Source organism: Imtechella halotolerans (genome assembly GCF_028743515.2).
Classification (GTDB): Bacteria; Bacteroidota; Bacteroidia; order Flavobacteriales; family Flavobacteriaceae; genus Imtechella; species Imtechella halotolerans.
The window spans coordinates 2,334,576-2,351,014 of record NZ_CP117969.2 but is presented as its reverse complement, the minus strand read 5'-3'; the positions used below and the strand labels follow the sequence as shown (position 1 = coordinate 2,351,014).

Below are 16,439 nucleotides of genomic sequence, written 5' to 3'. Positions count from 1 at the left end.
CTATCTTGGGAATGAACCAATGAATGGTTACATTTGTTCAAATTTAACGACTTCTTAAAAATCGTTCTTTAATTCAGAAGGTTTGGTTGATGAACGGTTAAGATTATTAAAACCAAGAAAGGATGAAATTCAATACTAAAACAATACATGGAGGGCAGGAGCATGATAAAGCATATGGGGCGGTTATGCCTCCTATTTATCAAACATCAACCTACGCTCAATCAACACCTGGCGGACACAAAGGGTATGAATATTCAAGAACACATAATCCTACACGTAATGCCTTAGAGAACGCACTGGCGAGCATAGAAGGAGGAAATTATGGGTTAGCCTTTGGAAGTGGATTAGCGGCTATAGATGCGGTGATGAAGCTATTGAAACCAGGGGATGAAGTAATTTCTACAAATGATCTTTATGGTGGAAGTTTTCGATTGTTTACCAAAATATTTCAAAATTTTGGGATTAAATTTCATTTTGTAGAGATGGACAGTGTATCGGCTGTGGCTGCCCTTGTCAATGAGAATACAAAGCTTATTTGGGTAGAGACTCCTACAAATCCAATGATGAATATCATTGATATTGTTGCCGTATCTGAATTGGCAAAAAAATATAACCTAATGTTGGCTGTTGATAATACTTTTGCAACACCTTACCTTCAACAACCCCTTGCATTAGGAGCAGATATTGTTATGCACTCAGCTACTAAGTATTTGGGGGGACATAGTGATGTAGTTATGGGGGCTTTAGTTGTTAAGGATTCCGAAATTGCAGATCAGTTGTATTTTATACAGAATGCTAGTGGAGCTGTCTGTGGACCTATGGATAGTTTTTTAGTGTTGAGAGGTATAAAAACATTGCATGTGCGAATGCAGCGTCATTGTGAAAATGGTCGAGTTATTGCTGAGTATTTGGCATCACATCCAAGTGTTGAAAAGGTGTATTGGCCAGGATTTGAGTCTCATCCTAATCATGAAGTGGCAAAAAAACAAATGACGGATTTTGGAGGTATGATTTCATTTGTTCCCAAAGGAGCCAAATACGAGGATGCAATTAGAATTGTTGAACGACTAAAGGTGTTTACTTTAGCAGAATCCTTAGGAGGAGTTGAGAGTCTTGCAGGACATCCAGCAAGCATGACTCATGCAAGTATTCCTAAAGAAATAAGAGAACAATCTGGAGTTGTTGATGCACTTATTCGTTTAAGTGTCGGTATAGAAGATTCAGATGACTTGATTGAAGATTTGCGACAGGCCATAGAGGGATAACCTGTACTGATAAAAAGAGGCGCATAAATATTTTTGCGCCTCTTTTCATTCGTTTAATAGGTAGTTATCCCTGTATTAATTCAAAAAATCTTGGTATAAATTTTTGTTTTTGGAGAGATTATTGAATTTGAATTAAAAACTTCTACCCATTTTTAAAGATAATAATTACAATTAATGTATATCATCAAATCTGACAATGGAAGGCATTTGTGAATAATTCACTGGGTGTACCATGTTATCCAGTAGATGTTACTCCTTCAAATGTCGAGGTAGGTAGTTGGTCAAATTTTTCGGAATTGGGAGCCTACACTAATGAAACTACCTTCATTCTTCAATACTGTCATTTCCATTATTAGTTTTTTATCGTACGCGATTGTAAATTGATTAGATATAGACGGCGATCCTAATCTTTTTAACTATGTGAGATGATAGTGCTTTCCTAAAAGAAAACCTGGCAAGGCATATTAAGTTAAATAGTGAGGAGGCTCTTCTACAATAATAAAGTGTTATTTATTGCTAATGATTAGTATTAAAAGCATGTTAGGTGCAAGTTGCTGTTGGACTTGGGATATGCGGACTATTACGAATTAGGAATGTTTTCTAAATCAACGGAAATAAGTCCGTCTAACTTTTTTAAAAATGCCGAAAATATCTGAAAATAAACACTTAAAAACACATAAATAGTATATTTGTGCTTTATTTTAAGCAAATTATCAAATATTGCAATTGAATTTTTTATGGAAGAAAAAATCAATTCGTTTCTGGAGCTGGTAAAGCAAAGAAATGGACATGAACCCGAATTTTTACAGGCAGTAAAGGAAGTAGCTGAAACTGTAATCCCTTTTATTGAGAACAATAAAAAGTATCAAAACAAAATGTTACTAGAGCGTATGGTTGAACCAGAACGAGTGGTAATGTTTAGAGTATCTTGGTTAGATGACCAAGGTCAAATCCAAGTTAATAGAGGTTATCGTATCCAGATGAATTCGGCCATTGGTCCGTATAAAGGAGGACTACGATTTCATCCTTCGGTTAACCTTAGTATTTTAAAATTTCTTGCCTTTGAGCAGGTCTTTAAAAATAGCCTCACTACATTGCCTTTAGGTGGAGGTAAGGGAGGCTCAGATTTTGATCCAAAAGGGAAGTCCGATAATGAGATTATGCGTTTTTGTCAAAGCTTCATGACTGAACTTTCAAGACATATAGGGGATAATACAGATGTCCCTGCAGGAGACATAGGAGTAGGAGCTCGAGAGATTGGATTTTTGTTTGGTCAATATAAGCGTTTAAGAAACGAGTTTACTGGAGTACTTACAGGTAAGGGGTTACCTTATGGAGGGTCTCTGATTCGTCCCGAAGCTACAGGATATGGAACTGTGTATTTTGCTCAAAGTATGTTAAAAACTAAGGGCGATAGTTTTGCAGGAAAGAAAGTTGCGATTTCTGGATCTGGAAATGTGGCTCAATATGCAGCTGAAAAGGCTATTGAATTTGGAGCAAAGGTTGTTACTATGTCTGATTCCTCAGGTTATATTTTTGATGTAGATGGAATATCGGAAGAAAAACTAGCATTTGTAATGGAGCTTAAAAATGAACGTAGAGGGCGTATTAGTGAATATGTTGATAAGTTTCCAAGTGCTGTTTATATAGAAGGTAAGCGACCTTGGGAGGTCTCATGTGATGTTGCTTTACCATGCGCCACTCAAAATGAATTAAATGGAGATGAAGCAGTAATACTGGTTTCAAATGGTTGTATTTGCGTGTCAGAAGGTGCGAACATGCCATCTACTCCTGAAGCTATTGAAGTGTTCCAAAAATCGAAAATATTGTTTGCGCCTGGCAAGGCGTCAAATGCTGGTGGAGTGGCCACTTCGGGATTAGAAATGTCACAAAATTCATTACGTCTTAATTGGACCGCGCAAGAGGTGGATGAAAAATTGAAAGGAATTATGAGTAATATACATCAGGCATGCATTTCTTATGGTACTCAGTCAGATGGTTATGTAGATTATGTTAAAGGGGCCAATATCGCTGGTTTTGTAAAAGTTGCTGATGCAATGCTTGCCCAAGGCGTAGTATAGAGATGTCAAGGATTAATGAATAAAGAAGCCGGATTGTTCCGGCTTCTTTATTTTGATTAAATGTTATAGTTGTAAAATAGCCTTTTAATATATTTGAAAAAATAATAGAGCGCGTTTTCGTTTTGCTATTTTTATACTAAGTGGGGCTGTGGTCTTATATACACATCGTATAGATAATTACAAAATACTATCCTTTATTTTTGTATTATTTAGTGCATATTGTCGATATTTATCATTCTTAAATTTATTTTGCAAGTGACATGTTTTTTTTATTAAATGGTAAAATCACACCATGAAAGAATACTTGATAACTCTGGAAACTCTTGACAACAAGTTCCTTCTTTAGGTGTATTAAATATGGCATTCTGTGTTTTTAAGGAAATTAAATGGTTAATAATATATTAGTGATGGATGGTACCTACTTAAAAGGGGTTAAAACATGTTAATTCGTATCTTAATCCTGTTTTGCTTGAATATCTTGGAGTGATTACAATTACGGTGTTTTTGGATTTTGCAATATGGTATCAAACATGTTTGGTGATATTGTCTATATGGACTTCACTGATGTAAAGATTTAATTAATTTATGATTGTTCGCTAATGCTTGTTTCTACTAAAGCAATTGTTTTATCTGCAGTAAAGTATGGAGATAGTAGTCTTATCGTAAAGTGTTTTACCGAGCTGTCGGGGGTGAAAAGCTATTTAGTCAAAGGGGTTTTGTCTGCTAAAAGAGGAAAGATTAAACCTGCCTATTTTCAGCCATTAAGTCAGTTGGAAGTTGTTGCTAATCACAAAAATAAAGGAACATTAGAGTACTTTAAGGAAGTTAAAATGTCCTATCATTATCAGAATATGCATATTGATATGGGGAAAAACACGATGTCACTTTTTTTAGCCGAAGTTTTATCACATACCATAAAGGAGGAGGAACCTAATTTAGATTTGTTTGCCTATTTAGAGAATGCTTTTCAATGGATGGATCTACATTCTCAAATAGCTAATTTTCATTTGTATCTATTGATTCAGTTAACTAGGTTTTTAGGATTTTTCCCGGGAGAGTATTTAAATGATGCTCGTTACTTTGATTTGCAGGAAGGTGTTTTTACTTCAATTCCTTTGAGTGAAGCATTTCTTGTGATAGAAGATTTTTCTGAATTTCCGATGTTGTTAGGCATAAATTTTGATGCCATTGAAACAATCAAAATAACAAGAAAGCAGCGTCAATTGCTTTTAAAATCAATACTTCATTATTATGAATTGCATTTAGATGATTTTAAAAGGCCAAAGTCGTTGGAAGTTTTAAATGAAGTATTTAATTAAGATGAGATATGTAGCATGCCTCCTGTGTTTTTTATGGGGTTTAAAGGCTTTTTCCCAACAAATAAAGGTGATAGATGCTGAAACACGTCAACCTATGGCTGGCGTAACAGTGATTAACCAAGATAAATCTAAAGCTTTAGTGACTGATGGTAAAGGGATTGTGGAGGTTGGTATATTTACTCCTTCAGATAAGTTAATATTTAGTCATGTAGGATATCGTCAAAAATCTTTTACCTTGAAGGAATTGATAAAATTAAAGAATGTAGTTTATCTTGAACTTTCCTCAGAACAACTTAATGAAGTAGTGTTGTCCGTTTCTAAATGGCAACAACGGAAAAAGGATTTACCAGTTAAAATCGCATCCATACGTGCTGCTGACATTCGATTTACAAACCCACAAACATCTGCTGATTTATTACAGCATAGTGGTAAAGTGTTTGTTCAGAAAAGTCAATTAGGTGGAGGTAGCCCAATGATACGTGGTTTTGCAACCAATAGACTACTTTTGTCTGTAGATGGGGTTCGAATGAATAATGCAATATTTAGAGGAGGAAATATTCAAAATGTTATTTCTGTAGATCCATTTTCTATTCAAAAGACAGAAGTCATTTTTGGTCCGGGTTCTATGATTTACGGTAGTGATGCCATTGGGGGTGTTATGAATTTTTACACACATGATCCGTTACTTTCTTCTAACGAACAACCCACAATTAATGGTGAGTTTAACCTGCGATATGCCTCTGCTAACTTCGAAAAAACAGCAAATTTAAAGCTACGTATGGGGTGGCAAAAATGGGCTTCACTTACAACGGTTTCGGTTACTGATTTTGATGATTTAGTAATGGGTAAATATGGTCCTGATGAGTATCTCAGGCCTACCTATGTTATTACTAAAGATGGACAAGACATGTTAGTTAACAATTCTAATCCTAGAAGACAGAAGCCATCTGGATATAGTCAATTTAATTTTTTACAGAAGATAAAGTATGTTCCTTCAGAGAATACTAATTACCAGTTGGGGCTTTATTATACAACAACTTCTGATTTTTCTAGGTATGATAGACTTATTAGGCCTAGAGGTGATGGATTAAGGTCGGCGGTTTGGGATTATGGGCCACAATCATGGGCTATGGCAAATTTCCAGATGCAACGTAACATAGCTACCGTTATTTATGATTCCTTTAAATTGACATCGGCATATCAGTTTTTTGAGGAAAGTAGGATGGATCGTAACTTCGGTTCATCTGATTTGTTTACAACTAAAGAGAATGTGCATGCTTATTCTGTGAATGTAGATTTTGAAAAACACTTGACACCTTCTTGGAATTTATTTTATGGAAGTGAATTTATTCACAATCGTGTTTTTTCCAAAGGCAATGTTAAGGATATTTATAGTGGAAGTATGGAAGAAACAGCTTCTAGATATCCTGATAATTCAACATGGGAAAGTATTGCATTTTATATGAATTCACAATATAAATGGAGGTCTAATTTGAATCTATTGGCTGGTATCCGTTATAATCATGTCTTTGTGGATGCTGAATTTGATAATCGTTTTTATGAGTTTCCATTTAGTGGAGCTCATGTTACTGCAGGCGCAATAACTGGGAGTTTGGGTTTGAGCTGGACTCCAAGTGAGAGTTGGCAGTTTACACTCAATGGAACTACTGCATTTAGGGCTCCAAATATAGATGATGTTGGGAAAATATTTGATTCAGAGCCAGGGTCTGTTGTTGTTCCCAATCCGAAACTTAAGCACGAGTACGCTTACACAGGAGAGTTAGGAATTTCAAAAGACTTTGGGGGGAAGTTAATACTGAGTGCTGCTACTTATTATACGTTTTTGAATAATGCGTTGGTACGAAGAGATTTTCATTTGAATGGAGAAACCACCATAGAATATCAAGGTGAGTTGAGTAAAGTGCAAGCTATACAGAATGCGGCTAAGGCACATGTATATGGTTTAGAGTTAGGTCTTGAAGCGGTATTGACAAAAGAGTTACATTTTATATCAAATGTAAACTGGACTAAAGGAGAGGAGGAATTGGATGATAAGAGTAAGGCTCCGCTTCGTCATGCTGCGCCTCTTTTTGGAGATGCTCATCTTGTTTGGAAGGAACAATTTTTTAAAATTGATTTTTTTACCAATTTTAATGGAAAGATTGCAAGTAATGATCTAGCTCCTTCAGAGAGTGCTAAGGAGTATATTTATGCTAAGGATAATAATGGCAGACCTTATGTCCCAGCCTGGCAAACAATTAACCTTAGAACAAGTGCGCAACTAAATAAGAGTTGGGAAACTACTTTAACTTGGGAGAATATCACAAATGAGCTCTATCGCCCTTATTCTTCAGGTATTTCGGCTGCAGGTAGTAATCTAATAATTGGTGTGCGCTATTTGTTTTGATCAATCTAGTGATCAATGGTTAAAGACGTCACAATCATATTACTAAGCCGTGTTTTTGCACGGCTTTTTTTATCTTTTTAAGGCTTTCAATTCAATGAAAATCACTAATTTCGCGCAACTTTAATGTATAATGACAGTTTGTAATGAAGTTTACAGAGTATAAAGGACTCGATTTACCCAAAGTAGCTGAAGAAATTCTTAACTATTGGGAAGAACAACAGATTTTTGAAAAAAGTATCACAAGCCGTGAAGGTAATGATTCCTATGTGTTTTTTGAAGGCCCCCCTTCCGCTAATGGCCTTCCTGGAATCCATCATGTTATGGCTCGTGCTATTAAAGATATTTTTTGTCGTTATAAAACCCAAAAAGGGTTTCAAGTTAAGCGCAAAGCAGGGTGGGATACACATGGACTGCCCGTAGAACTGGGAGTGGAAAAAGAATTGGGAATTACGAAGGAGGATATTGGTAAGAAGATTTCAATTGAAGAGTATAATAAAGCTTGTAAAGAGGCTGTAATGCGTTATACAGATGTTTGGAATGATGTAACCAGGAAAATGGGCTATTGGGTAGATATGAAAGATCCTTATATAACCTATAAGTCCAAATATATGGAAACTGTATGGTGGCTACTTAAACAAATATATGATAAGGATCTATTGTATAAAGGGTATACTATTCAACCATATTCTCCAAAGGCAGGTACTGGATTGAGTTCTCATGAGCTAAATCAACTTGGATGTTATAGAGATGTGACAGATACAACAGTTGTAGCTCAATTTAAGGCTATAAATGAAACCTTACCGGCTTTTTTTCAAGGTTATGGAGAGGTACATTTTTTGGCTTGGACAACTACTCCATGGACGTTGCCATCTAATACCGCTTTGACAGTAGGGCCAAATATAGATTACGTCTTGGTTAGGACTTTTAATCAATACACTTTTGAGCCAATTCAAGTAGTTTTAGCTAAGGCTTTGGTAGGTAAGCAATTCACGGGTAAATATACTCAATCAGAAGGCGAAAGTGATTTTGTAAATTATAATTCAGAGTCAAAGAAAATCCCCTATGAAATATTAGTAGAGTGTAAAGGAAAAGATTTAGTAGGTGTTCGCTATGAGCAATTATTACCATACGCATTACCATATGAGCATCCAGAAAATGCATTTCGAGTAATTTCTGGAGACTTTGTAACTACGGAGGATGGTACAGGTATAGTTCATACAGCCCCTACTTTTGGTGCAGATGATGCAAAGGTGGCTAAAGAAGCTACACCTGAGGTACCTCCAATGCTTGTTTTGGATGAAAATAACAATCCTGTTCCTTTAGTTGATTTACAGGGTCGATTTCGAAGTGAAATAGATGAGATTGGCGGGAAGTATGTCAAAAATGAGTATTATAATGAAGGAGAGGCACCTGAAAAATCAGTAGATGTTGAGTTGGCTATTAAGCTGAAAGAAGAGAACAAGGCTTTTAAGGTAGAAAAATATGTTCACAGTTATCCGCATTGCTGGCGAACTGATAAACCAGTATTATATTATCCCCTTGATTCTTGGTTTATAAAAATAACTCAAGTCAAGGATAGAATGCATGAGCTTAACACCACTATTAATTGGAAACCTAAAGCAACAGGAGAAGGGCGTTTTGGGAATTGGTTGCAAAATGCAAATGATTGGAATCTTTCACGTTCTCGCTATTGGGGTATTCCTTTACCTATTTGGCGTACTGAAGATGGAAAGGAAGAGTGCATAATAGGTTCGGTTGAAGAATTGAAAGTGGCCATGATTAGATCAGTTGAAGCGGGATTTATGCAAGCTGATTTATTTGAAGATTTCGAAGTTGGTAATATGAGTGAAGAAAACTATGACAAAGTGGATCTTCACAAGAATGTGGTAGATGCAATTGTTTTAGTTTCACCTTCTGGAAAACCTATGAAACGTGAAGCTGATTTGATTGATGTTTGGTTTGATTCTGGAGCAATGCCATATGCGCAATGGCACTATCCTTTTGAGAATAAGGAGTTTATAGATAGAAGAGAGACTTATCCAGCGGATTATATTGCTGAAGGTGTCGATCAAACTCGAGGATGGTTCTATACCTTACATGCTATTGGAACCTTGGTGTTTGATTCTGTGACTTATAAAAATGTCGTTTCAAATGGTCTTGTATTAGATAAGAATGGTCATAAAATGTCCAAGCGTCTAGGTAATGCTGTAGATCCATTTGCCACGTTAGAGGAATATGGTCCAGATGCTACTCGTTGGTACATGATATCCAATGCGAACCCATGGGATAACCTGAAGTTTGATATTGAAGGAGTGGCTGAAGTCCGTAGAAAGTTTTTTGGGACATTGTATAACACCTATTCGTTCTTTAGTTTGTATGCCAATATAGATAATTTTAGCTATACTGAAAATGAAGTACCACTTGATGAACGGCCTGAAATTGATAGATGGATATTATCAGAATTGAATACATTGATTCAGAAGGTAGATGAGGCCTACGCTGATTATGAACCAACAAAAGCAGCTCGTGCTATTTCTGATTTTGTACAAGAAAATTTGAGTAACTGGTATGTACGCCTATGTCGTCGTCGTTTTTGGAAAGGTGAATATGGTCAAGATAAAATATCTGCTTATCAAACTTTATATCATTGTTTAGTGACAGTAGCTAAATTAGCTTCTCCTATTGCTCCTTTCTTTATGGATCGATTGTATAAAGATTTGAATGCTGTGACAAAAATAGAGTCTTCGGAAAGTGTTCACTTGGCTGATTTTCCGCAATTTGTCGAAAACTTTGTTGATAAATCTCTAGAAGGACAGATGGAGAAGGCGCAAACAATTTCATCTTTGGTGCTATCTTTACGAAAGAAAGAAATGATAAAGGTTCGTCAACCTTTGCAGAGGATAATGATTCCTGTATTAGATGAACAACAGAAACATGAAATCATGGCTGTAGCGGAACTTATCAAGTCTGAGGTAAATGTAAAAGAGGTTGATTTACTTGATGATGCATCAGGTATTTTGGTAAAGCAAATAAAGCCAAACTTTAAAGTTCTTGGCCCTCGCTTTGGTAAGGATATGGGGTTGATTGCTAGTGAGATACAAGGTTTCTCTCAAGAAAGTATCCAAAATCTTGAAAGAGAAGGTGTATTGACCTTAGAAGTTAATGGGAAAAGTATTAATTTAGGCTTGGAAGATGTAGAGATATCTTCTCAGGATATAGAAGGCTGGTTGGTAGCCAATTCGGGTTCAATTACTGTGGCGTTGGATGTTACAATAACTGAAGAATTACGAAAGGAAGGGATTGCCAGAGAGCTAGTGAACCGTATTCAAAACTTGAGAAAAGAAGCAGGTTTTGAAGTGACTGATAAAATTGACATCAAGCTTCAAAAGGATGGATCTGTTGAGCAGGCGGTAATAAGTAACTTAGCGTACATTAAGGCCGAAACACTTACTGCAGATCTTGTATTCGAAGAATTGATAGAAAATGGTACGGAAGTTGCTTTTGATGAAGTGACTACACGAATAGTTATTGAAAAACATTAATACTTTATACTATGGAAACAACAGAAACTAAAGTAAGGTATTCAGATAAAGAACTAGAAGAATTCAGAGTTGTTATTGAGCAAAAAATAGATAAGGCCAAGAAAGATTTGGATTTGCTTAAAAGTGCTTATATGAATGATGGTAATAATGGAACAGATGATACCTCACCTACATTTAAAGCATTTGAAGAAGGTTCAGAAACAATGAGTAAGGAGGCCAATACAGCATTGGCAATAAGACAAGAAAAATTTATACGTGATCTTAAAAATGCTCTTGTGCGTATTGAGAATAAAACCTATGGAATATGCCGTGTTACAGGAAAGCTTATAAATAAAGAAAGATTGAAACTGGTGCCTCATGCGACTCTGAGTATTGAGGCTAAGAATATGCAAAGCTAATTATTGTTGCAATAAAATAAAGCGCCTTTAAGGCGCTTTATTCTTTTTATGAAGTTACTAAAAATTGTAATAGGGGTATTTTTTATTGGATTGTTTTCAGTCCAAGCTCAAAGGAATTATAGTAGAGTTTTGCCATATCAATTCTCCCGAATTGAAATTAATGCTACTTTGATGTTTGAGCTGGAAATTGAAGCTTTACCTGTTCAAGAAATAAGTATTGAAGCTGACTTTATGGGTGAGTACAGTGATTATATGATATTGGAAACTAGAGCACAAGGTCAAGCATTATTCATAAATGTTGGAATTAACCCTATGATTCAATTACCTAATGATAAGTTAAGTGCTCATAAAGGTTTTTCTTCTAAAATAAGAATAGTAGTACCCGAAAAGGCATCATTAACCTTGTTTGGCGAACAAATAGAACTGCAGTTGAAAGGCAACTTTAAACAACTTCGCGCAGATATTTATAGCGGTGTTTGCGTTTTAAAGGAAGTTACCGGTATCGTAGCTATAAGTACTTTTTCGGCTCCTATTCAGGCTATGCTGTTAAATGGAACAGTAACCGCCAAAAGTCGTTATGGCAAGGTTGTATCTGATTTACTACCCTTGGGGTCTTCTACTTTTTCTTTGCAAAGTGTAAATGGAGACATTGAGGTAATAAAAACCCAATAATTTGTTTATTTTTGATGCCAAAGCTACTACAAGTATTATTTGATATGAATCTAAAAAAAGCTGCACTTATCATTTTTGTAATCCTATTAGTGGATCAAATTAGTAAATTGTATATTAAGACCAATTTTGTTTTGGGAGAATCAATAGAAGTTTTTTCATGGTTTAAAATACTATTCATTGAAAATGAGGGAGCTGCATGGGGTGCCAAAATTCCAGGAGAATATGGAAAGCTTATTTTGACACTTTTTCGTTTATGTGCAATCATTGGGATTGGATACTGGTTGTATGATTCAGCACGTAAAAAGGGACCATCCATTTTGTTGACGGCTATTGCACTTATTTTTGCTGGTGCTTTTGGGAATATTATTGATTCTGTATTTTATGGTGTTATTTTTGATGATAGTTATTATCATATTGCCACCCTTTTCGCCGAAGATCCATATGGAACATTGTTCCATGGGAAGGTAGTAGATATGCTTTATTTTCCTCTTATTGATACAACATGGCCAGATTGGTTACCAATATTAGGAGGAAAGAGTTTTAGGTTTTTTGAACCTGTTTTTAATATTGCTGATGTCGCTATTAGTACGGGGGTAGGAATCCTTATCGTGTTTAATAAAAAAGCATTCCCTGAAAAGAAAAATGATTAAGTTAGTATTGTAGGTCTCAAAATGCCTTCAAGATCAACTACTCGAAGAGGTTTTAAAAGATAACCATTTACGTCGGGAAGTTCTTTCGCTTTGATGATGTCTCTTGGATCTACACTTGAACTTACGATATAGAGTTTCATTTGAGAACGTAGCGCTTTGTCAATTTTGGCATATTCTTCAAAGAATTGCCATCCATCCATAATTGGCATGTTTACGTCTAGAAATACATAATCAGGGATTTTGGCATTTACATTTTTTAGGGATGAGAAATAATTTAACGCATCTCTTCCATTTTTAAAAATATGTATTGTTTGCGCTAGATCACGTAATTGGATGATTTTTGAAATTAGATTCACATAAACTCTGTCATCGTCTATGATACAAATATTTGGCTTTTTTATTTTCATGACTGTTAAAATGCAATTGTAAAAGTACTTCCAATACCAGGCGTACTTTTAATTAGTATATTTCCTCCTAGGGCTTCTACTTGATTTTTAGTAATGAATAATCCTATGCCATTAGCATCTGGATGATCGTGAAACGTCTTATACATTCCGAATAGTTTGTTGCCATGTAAATCTAAATCAATACCTGATCCATTATCTTTAACATGCAACTGTAATTTATTATCGACTACAGTAGTAAATACATGAATAATTGGATGGCGTTTAGGGTGTTTATATTTGATTGCATTAGTTAGTAAATTAAGTAAAATACTATCGATATAGGCAGGTATGTGCTTTATGTTTTTGCCAATGGTGAAATCATGAGTTATTGTAGCATTTTCTCTTTTTATAATTTCACCTATAGATCCACAGACATTTAATAAATGTTGTTCTAAATCAATAGGCTTTAACTTGTCATTTAACGCAGTTTTTATGGTGACTACATCATTTAGGTTATTAATAGTTTCCGAGAGTTTTCTAGAAATATCATGTAAGTTTTCCAAAATATGCTCGCGGTCTGAATTGTTTTTTACAGTCTCCAGTACATCTATAACCATTTCTAAATTACTTGAATGAGATCTTAGATTATGGGAGACAATATGAGCAAAATCGAGAAGTTGTTTATTTTGGGCTTCTATTACTAATACTGATTGTTGTAGTTCTAATTCTCTTTTTTTAGTTTCGTCAATATCCTGAAATACACCTTTTATACCAACAATTTTATTGTTTTCAATTACTGGTTTGGCGGTTGAACGAATCCAGAGTTTACGGTTATTAAAAGTTATAATTTGCATCTCTAAATCAAAAGGAATACCTTCTTTGGCACAGGCTTCCAGCGACTTATGAGCTATCTCTTGAAATTCAGGGGTAAAAAAAGAAATACCTTTAGAAATATTTGGAGTATAATCTTTAGGGGCTTCGTGGATCAATCGTACAATATCATCCCAGAACACCATGTTCGTCTCCAAGCATATGTACCAGCTACCCAAGTTTATGAGTGCAGCTATATCAAAGTAAAAAGGATGATTATCTTTTAACATGGACTCTAAATTGAACGAGGTTAAAAGATTTGGGTATGTTAAAAGTACTAAATTAGTAGGTTATTTAAGGTTAAAAATCGATTAAAGGTATAAATTTCAGTAGAAGAACTTAAAAGGTATAAGTGTTTTTAGGGGTTATACAAAAATCTAGTGGAATATCTGATTTTGATATGTCATCAATTTGGTCTTCCGGCTCAAAGAATGATAAACCTATTTTTAAGGTTTCGGGTTTACATTGGGCCAAAAAACCATCATAAAATCCTTTTCCATAACCTACTCTGTTACCGCTAACATCGAAAGTGAGGAGTGGTATAAAAACTACATCAATTTTTTGTATAGGAACTTCAATACCCTCCTCTGGCTCAGGAATGCCCCAGTGATTTGGCCTTATAACTGTAGTGTCAGTAAGTAAAAAATGCTGTAAACTTAGATCCTGAAAGTTGGACTTTGAAATAATAATATTTTTATCTTTTCCCTGTAAAATATGAAGAATATAAGAAGTGTTAATTTCTTTTTTTGATGATATGGAAAGAAAAATATGATAGTATGACTTTTCCCAAATTGGAAGTGAAAGTAATCGATTAGCAATTGCTAAACTTTGTTCTTCAATATAATTATCGGTTAATGAATTCCGTAATTCTTTATATTTTTTTCTTAATTCAGATTTTACCATAATTAGTTCCTCAGAGATATTTTTATAAAATACTTCAAAAATACATTAAAATTTGATTGTTCTATGCTAAATCAAAGGAGTTAAAAGCAAGTACTGAAATAGGTAAAAAGAGGGCATTTGTATACATTTGTAATATGACTGTTTCAACCATAGAATTACAGCTACATACACTTCCTAGTCAGCCGGGAGTTTATCAATTTTATGATAAAGAAGGAAAAATATTGTATGTAGGAAAAGCTCGCAATCTTAAGAAAAGAGTTTCATCGTATTTTCAAAAAACACACGATTCTGGAAAGACACGAGTGCTTGTTAAAAAAATAGTTACTATTCGGCATATAGTGGTTCCGACTGAAACGGATGCCTTACTACTAGAAAACAATCTTATCAAACAGTATCAGCCTCGCTATAATATCTTGCTTAAGGACGATAAAACTTATCCTTGGATTTGTTTAAAAAAAGAACGTTTTCCACGAGTATTCTCTACAAGAAATGTGGTGAGAGATGGTTCTGAGTATTTTGGTCCTTATACTAATTTTAAGACTGTACGTACTCTTCTTGATTTAATAAAAGGAGTGTATGCTATACGTACCTGCAATTATGATCTATCTGAAGCGAAAATAAATGTTCAAAAATATAAGGTATGTCTGGAATATCATTTGGGAAATTGTGCAGGACCATGTGAAGGCCTGCATAAAGAAGAAGAATACAACAAGCAGATTATAGCCATTCGAGAAATCTTAAAAGGAAATTTCAAGGAGTCATTACAAGAATTTAAAAAACAAATGAAGGCCTATGCAACAAAAATGGAATATGAAGAAGCCCAACGTATCAAGGAAAAGATAGAGGTGCTTGAAAATTACCAAGCTAAATCAACAATTGTAAACCCTAGAATTAGTAATGTAGATGTTTTTACAATTGTTTCTGATGAAAGCTATGGTTATGTGAATTTTCTTCAGGTTTCTTATGGTGCCATTATTAGAGCTCATACCTTAGAAATTAAAAAGAAGTTAGAGGAGTCTGATCGTGAATTGTTGGAATGGACGATAATGGAATTACGTGAACGTTTTCATTCTCAATCTAAAGAATTGTTGGTTCCTTTTGAAGTTACCGTTTCCGAAACTTTAAAGATTACTATACCAAAATTAGGTGATAAAAAGCAACTACTTGAACTTTCTGAACGTAATGCGAAACTATATAGGCAAGAACGTTTTAAGCAATTGAAAATAACAGATCCCGATCGACATGTGAATCGTATAATGTTACAGATGCAAAAGGATTTACGACTTGGATCTGAACCTAGGCATATTGAATGTTTTGATAACTCAAATATTCAAGGAACTAATCCTGTTGCTGCTTGCGTAGTTTTTAAAGATGGAAAGCCAAGTAAGAAGGATTATCGACATTTTAATATCAAAACTGTTGATGGGCCGGACGATTTTGCTTCAATGGAAGAAGTGGTTTATCGGCGTTATAAAAGATTGCTTGACGAGGGACAATCTTTACCGCAGTTAATAGTTATAGATGGAGGAAAAGGGCAATTGTCCTCAGCGTTAAAAAGTATAGATGCTCTAGGGTTAAGGGGGCAAATTGCAATCATTGGTATTGCTAAGCGATTAGAAGAGATCTATTTTCCAGGAGACAGTGTTCCTCTATATCTAGATAAGAAGTCAGAAAGCCTTAAAATTATTCAACAGTTACGTAATGAGGCGCACCGATTTGGAATAACATTTCACCGTAAAAAGAGAAGCCAAGCTGCTGTGGTTTCTGAATTGGATTCAATAGAAGGGATTGGAGACGCTACAAGGGATGTTTTGTTGTCTCATTTTAAATCGGTTAAGAGGATTAAGGAAGCTAGTGAAGAGGATTTGACAGCGGTAGTTGGCCCTTCAAAAGCTAAAAAAATTTATACACATTTTCATTAATTGCGTATCTTCAAACTTTGTAAA

General features: G+C 34.9%; 12 protein-coding genes. 9 read left to right on the top strand and 3 right to left on the bottom strand.

Translation table 11 applies throughout. The features are described 5' to 3' along the window. The first annotated feature begins 122 nt into the window (after nucleotides 1-122). The 8 genes from PT603_RS10575 (at nucleotide 123) to PT603_RS10540 (ending at nucleotide 12,334) form a co-directional block, all read left to right on the top strand. Nucleotides 123-1,265 (top strand): cystathionine gamma-synthase, encoded by a 1,143-nt coding sequence (locus tag PT603_RS10575; RefSeq protein WP_008236676.1) that lies wholly within the window; start codon nucleotides 123-125, stop codon nucleotides 1,263-1,265. 737 nt (nucleotides 1,266-2,002) lie between these two features. Further along, complete coding sequence (gene gdhA / locus PT603_RS10570; protein ID WP_008236677.1) at nucleotides 2,003-3,346, top strand: NADP-specific glutamate dehydrogenase; 1,344 nt, start codon at nucleotides 2,003-2,005, stop codon at nucleotides 3,344-3,346. A 599-nt stretch (nucleotides 3,347-3,945) separates the two neighbouring features. Beyond that, on the top strand, nucleotides 3,946-4,665 hold the full coding sequence (gene recO / locus PT603_RS10565; protein WP_008236678.1) for a DNA repair protein RecO: 720 nt from the start codon (nucleotides 3,946-3,948) through the stop codon (nucleotides 4,663-4,665). Beyond that, nucleotides 4,649-7,072, top strand: coding sequence for a TonB-dependent receptor (locus PT603_RS10560; protein WP_008236679.1), 2,424 nt, complete (start codon nucleotides 4,649-4,651; stop codon nucleotides 7,070-7,072). Before recO ends, PT603_RS10560 begins: the two co-directional genes overlap by 17 nt. Nucleotides 7,073-7,215: 143 nt before the next feature. After that, on the top strand, nucleotides 7,216-10,614 hold the full coding sequence (gene ileS, locus PT603_RS10555) for an isoleucine--tRNA ligase (protein WP_274238129.1): 3,399 nt from the start codon (nucleotides 7,216-7,218) through the stop codon (nucleotides 10,612-10,614). Nucleotides 10,615-10,625: 11 nt separating this feature from the next. Continuing rightward, nucleotides 10,626-11,012 carry a TraR/DksA family transcriptional regulator gene (locus tag PT603_RS10550; RefSeq protein ID WP_008236681.1) on the top strand — a complete coding sequence of 129 codons (387 nt, stop codon included), beginning with the start codon at nucleotides 10,626-10,628 and terminating at the stop codon, nucleotides 11,010-11,012. Nucleotides 11,013-11,060: 48 nt separating this feature from the next. Further along, nucleotides 11,061-11,684: a hypothetical protein gene (locus PT603_RS10545; RefSeq protein ID WP_008236683.1), complete on the top strand. Its 624-nt coding sequence runs from the start codon at nucleotides 11,061-11,063 to the stop codon at nucleotides 11,682-11,684. A 44-nt stretch (nucleotides 11,685-11,728) separates the two neighbouring features. Beyond that, nucleotides 11,729-12,334, top strand: a complete 606-nt coding sequence (locus tag PT603_RS10540) for a lipoprotein signal peptidase (protein ID WP_008236685.1) — start codon at nucleotides 11,729-11,731, stop codon at nucleotides 12,332-12,334. Here PT603_RS10540 and PT603_RS10535 read toward each other — a convergent pair. The 3 genes from PT603_RS10535 to PT603_RS10525 all read right to left on the bottom strand — a co-directional run bounded on the left by PT603_RS10535 (nucleotide 12,331) and on the right by PT603_RS10525 (nucleotide 14,493). Then, entirely contained in the window at nucleotides 12,331-12,741 is a 411-nt protein-coding gene (locus PT603_RS10535; protein WP_008236688.1) for a response regulator, read from the bottom strand. The two genes, PT603_RS10540 and PT603_RS10535, sit on opposite strands and share 4 nt — an antisense overlap. Before the next feature lie 5 nt (nucleotides 12,742-12,746). Beyond that, complete coding sequence (locus tag PT603_RS10530) at nucleotides 12,747-13,820, bottom strand: sensor histidine kinase (protein ID WP_050951111.1); 1,074 nt, start codon at nucleotides 13,818-13,820, stop codon at nucleotides 12,747-12,749. A gap of 109 nt (nucleotides 13,821-13,929) precedes the next feature. Further along, complete coding sequence (locus tag PT603_RS10525; protein WP_008236692.1) at nucleotides 13,930-14,493, bottom strand: 5-formyltetrahydrofolate cyclo-ligase; 564 nt, start codon at nucleotides 14,491-14,493, stop codon at nucleotides 13,930-13,932. A 134-nt stretch (nucleotides 14,494-14,627) separates the two neighbouring features. Here PT603_RS10525 and uvrC point away from each other — a divergent pair, with 134 nt between their 5' ends. Beyond that, complete coding sequence (uvrC, locus tag PT603_RS10520) at nucleotides 14,628-16,415, top strand: excinuclease ABC subunit UvrC (protein WP_008236693.1); 1,788 nt, start codon at nucleotides 14,628-14,630, stop codon at nucleotides 16,413-16,415. Nucleotides 16,416-16,439: the final 24 nt, after the last annotated feature.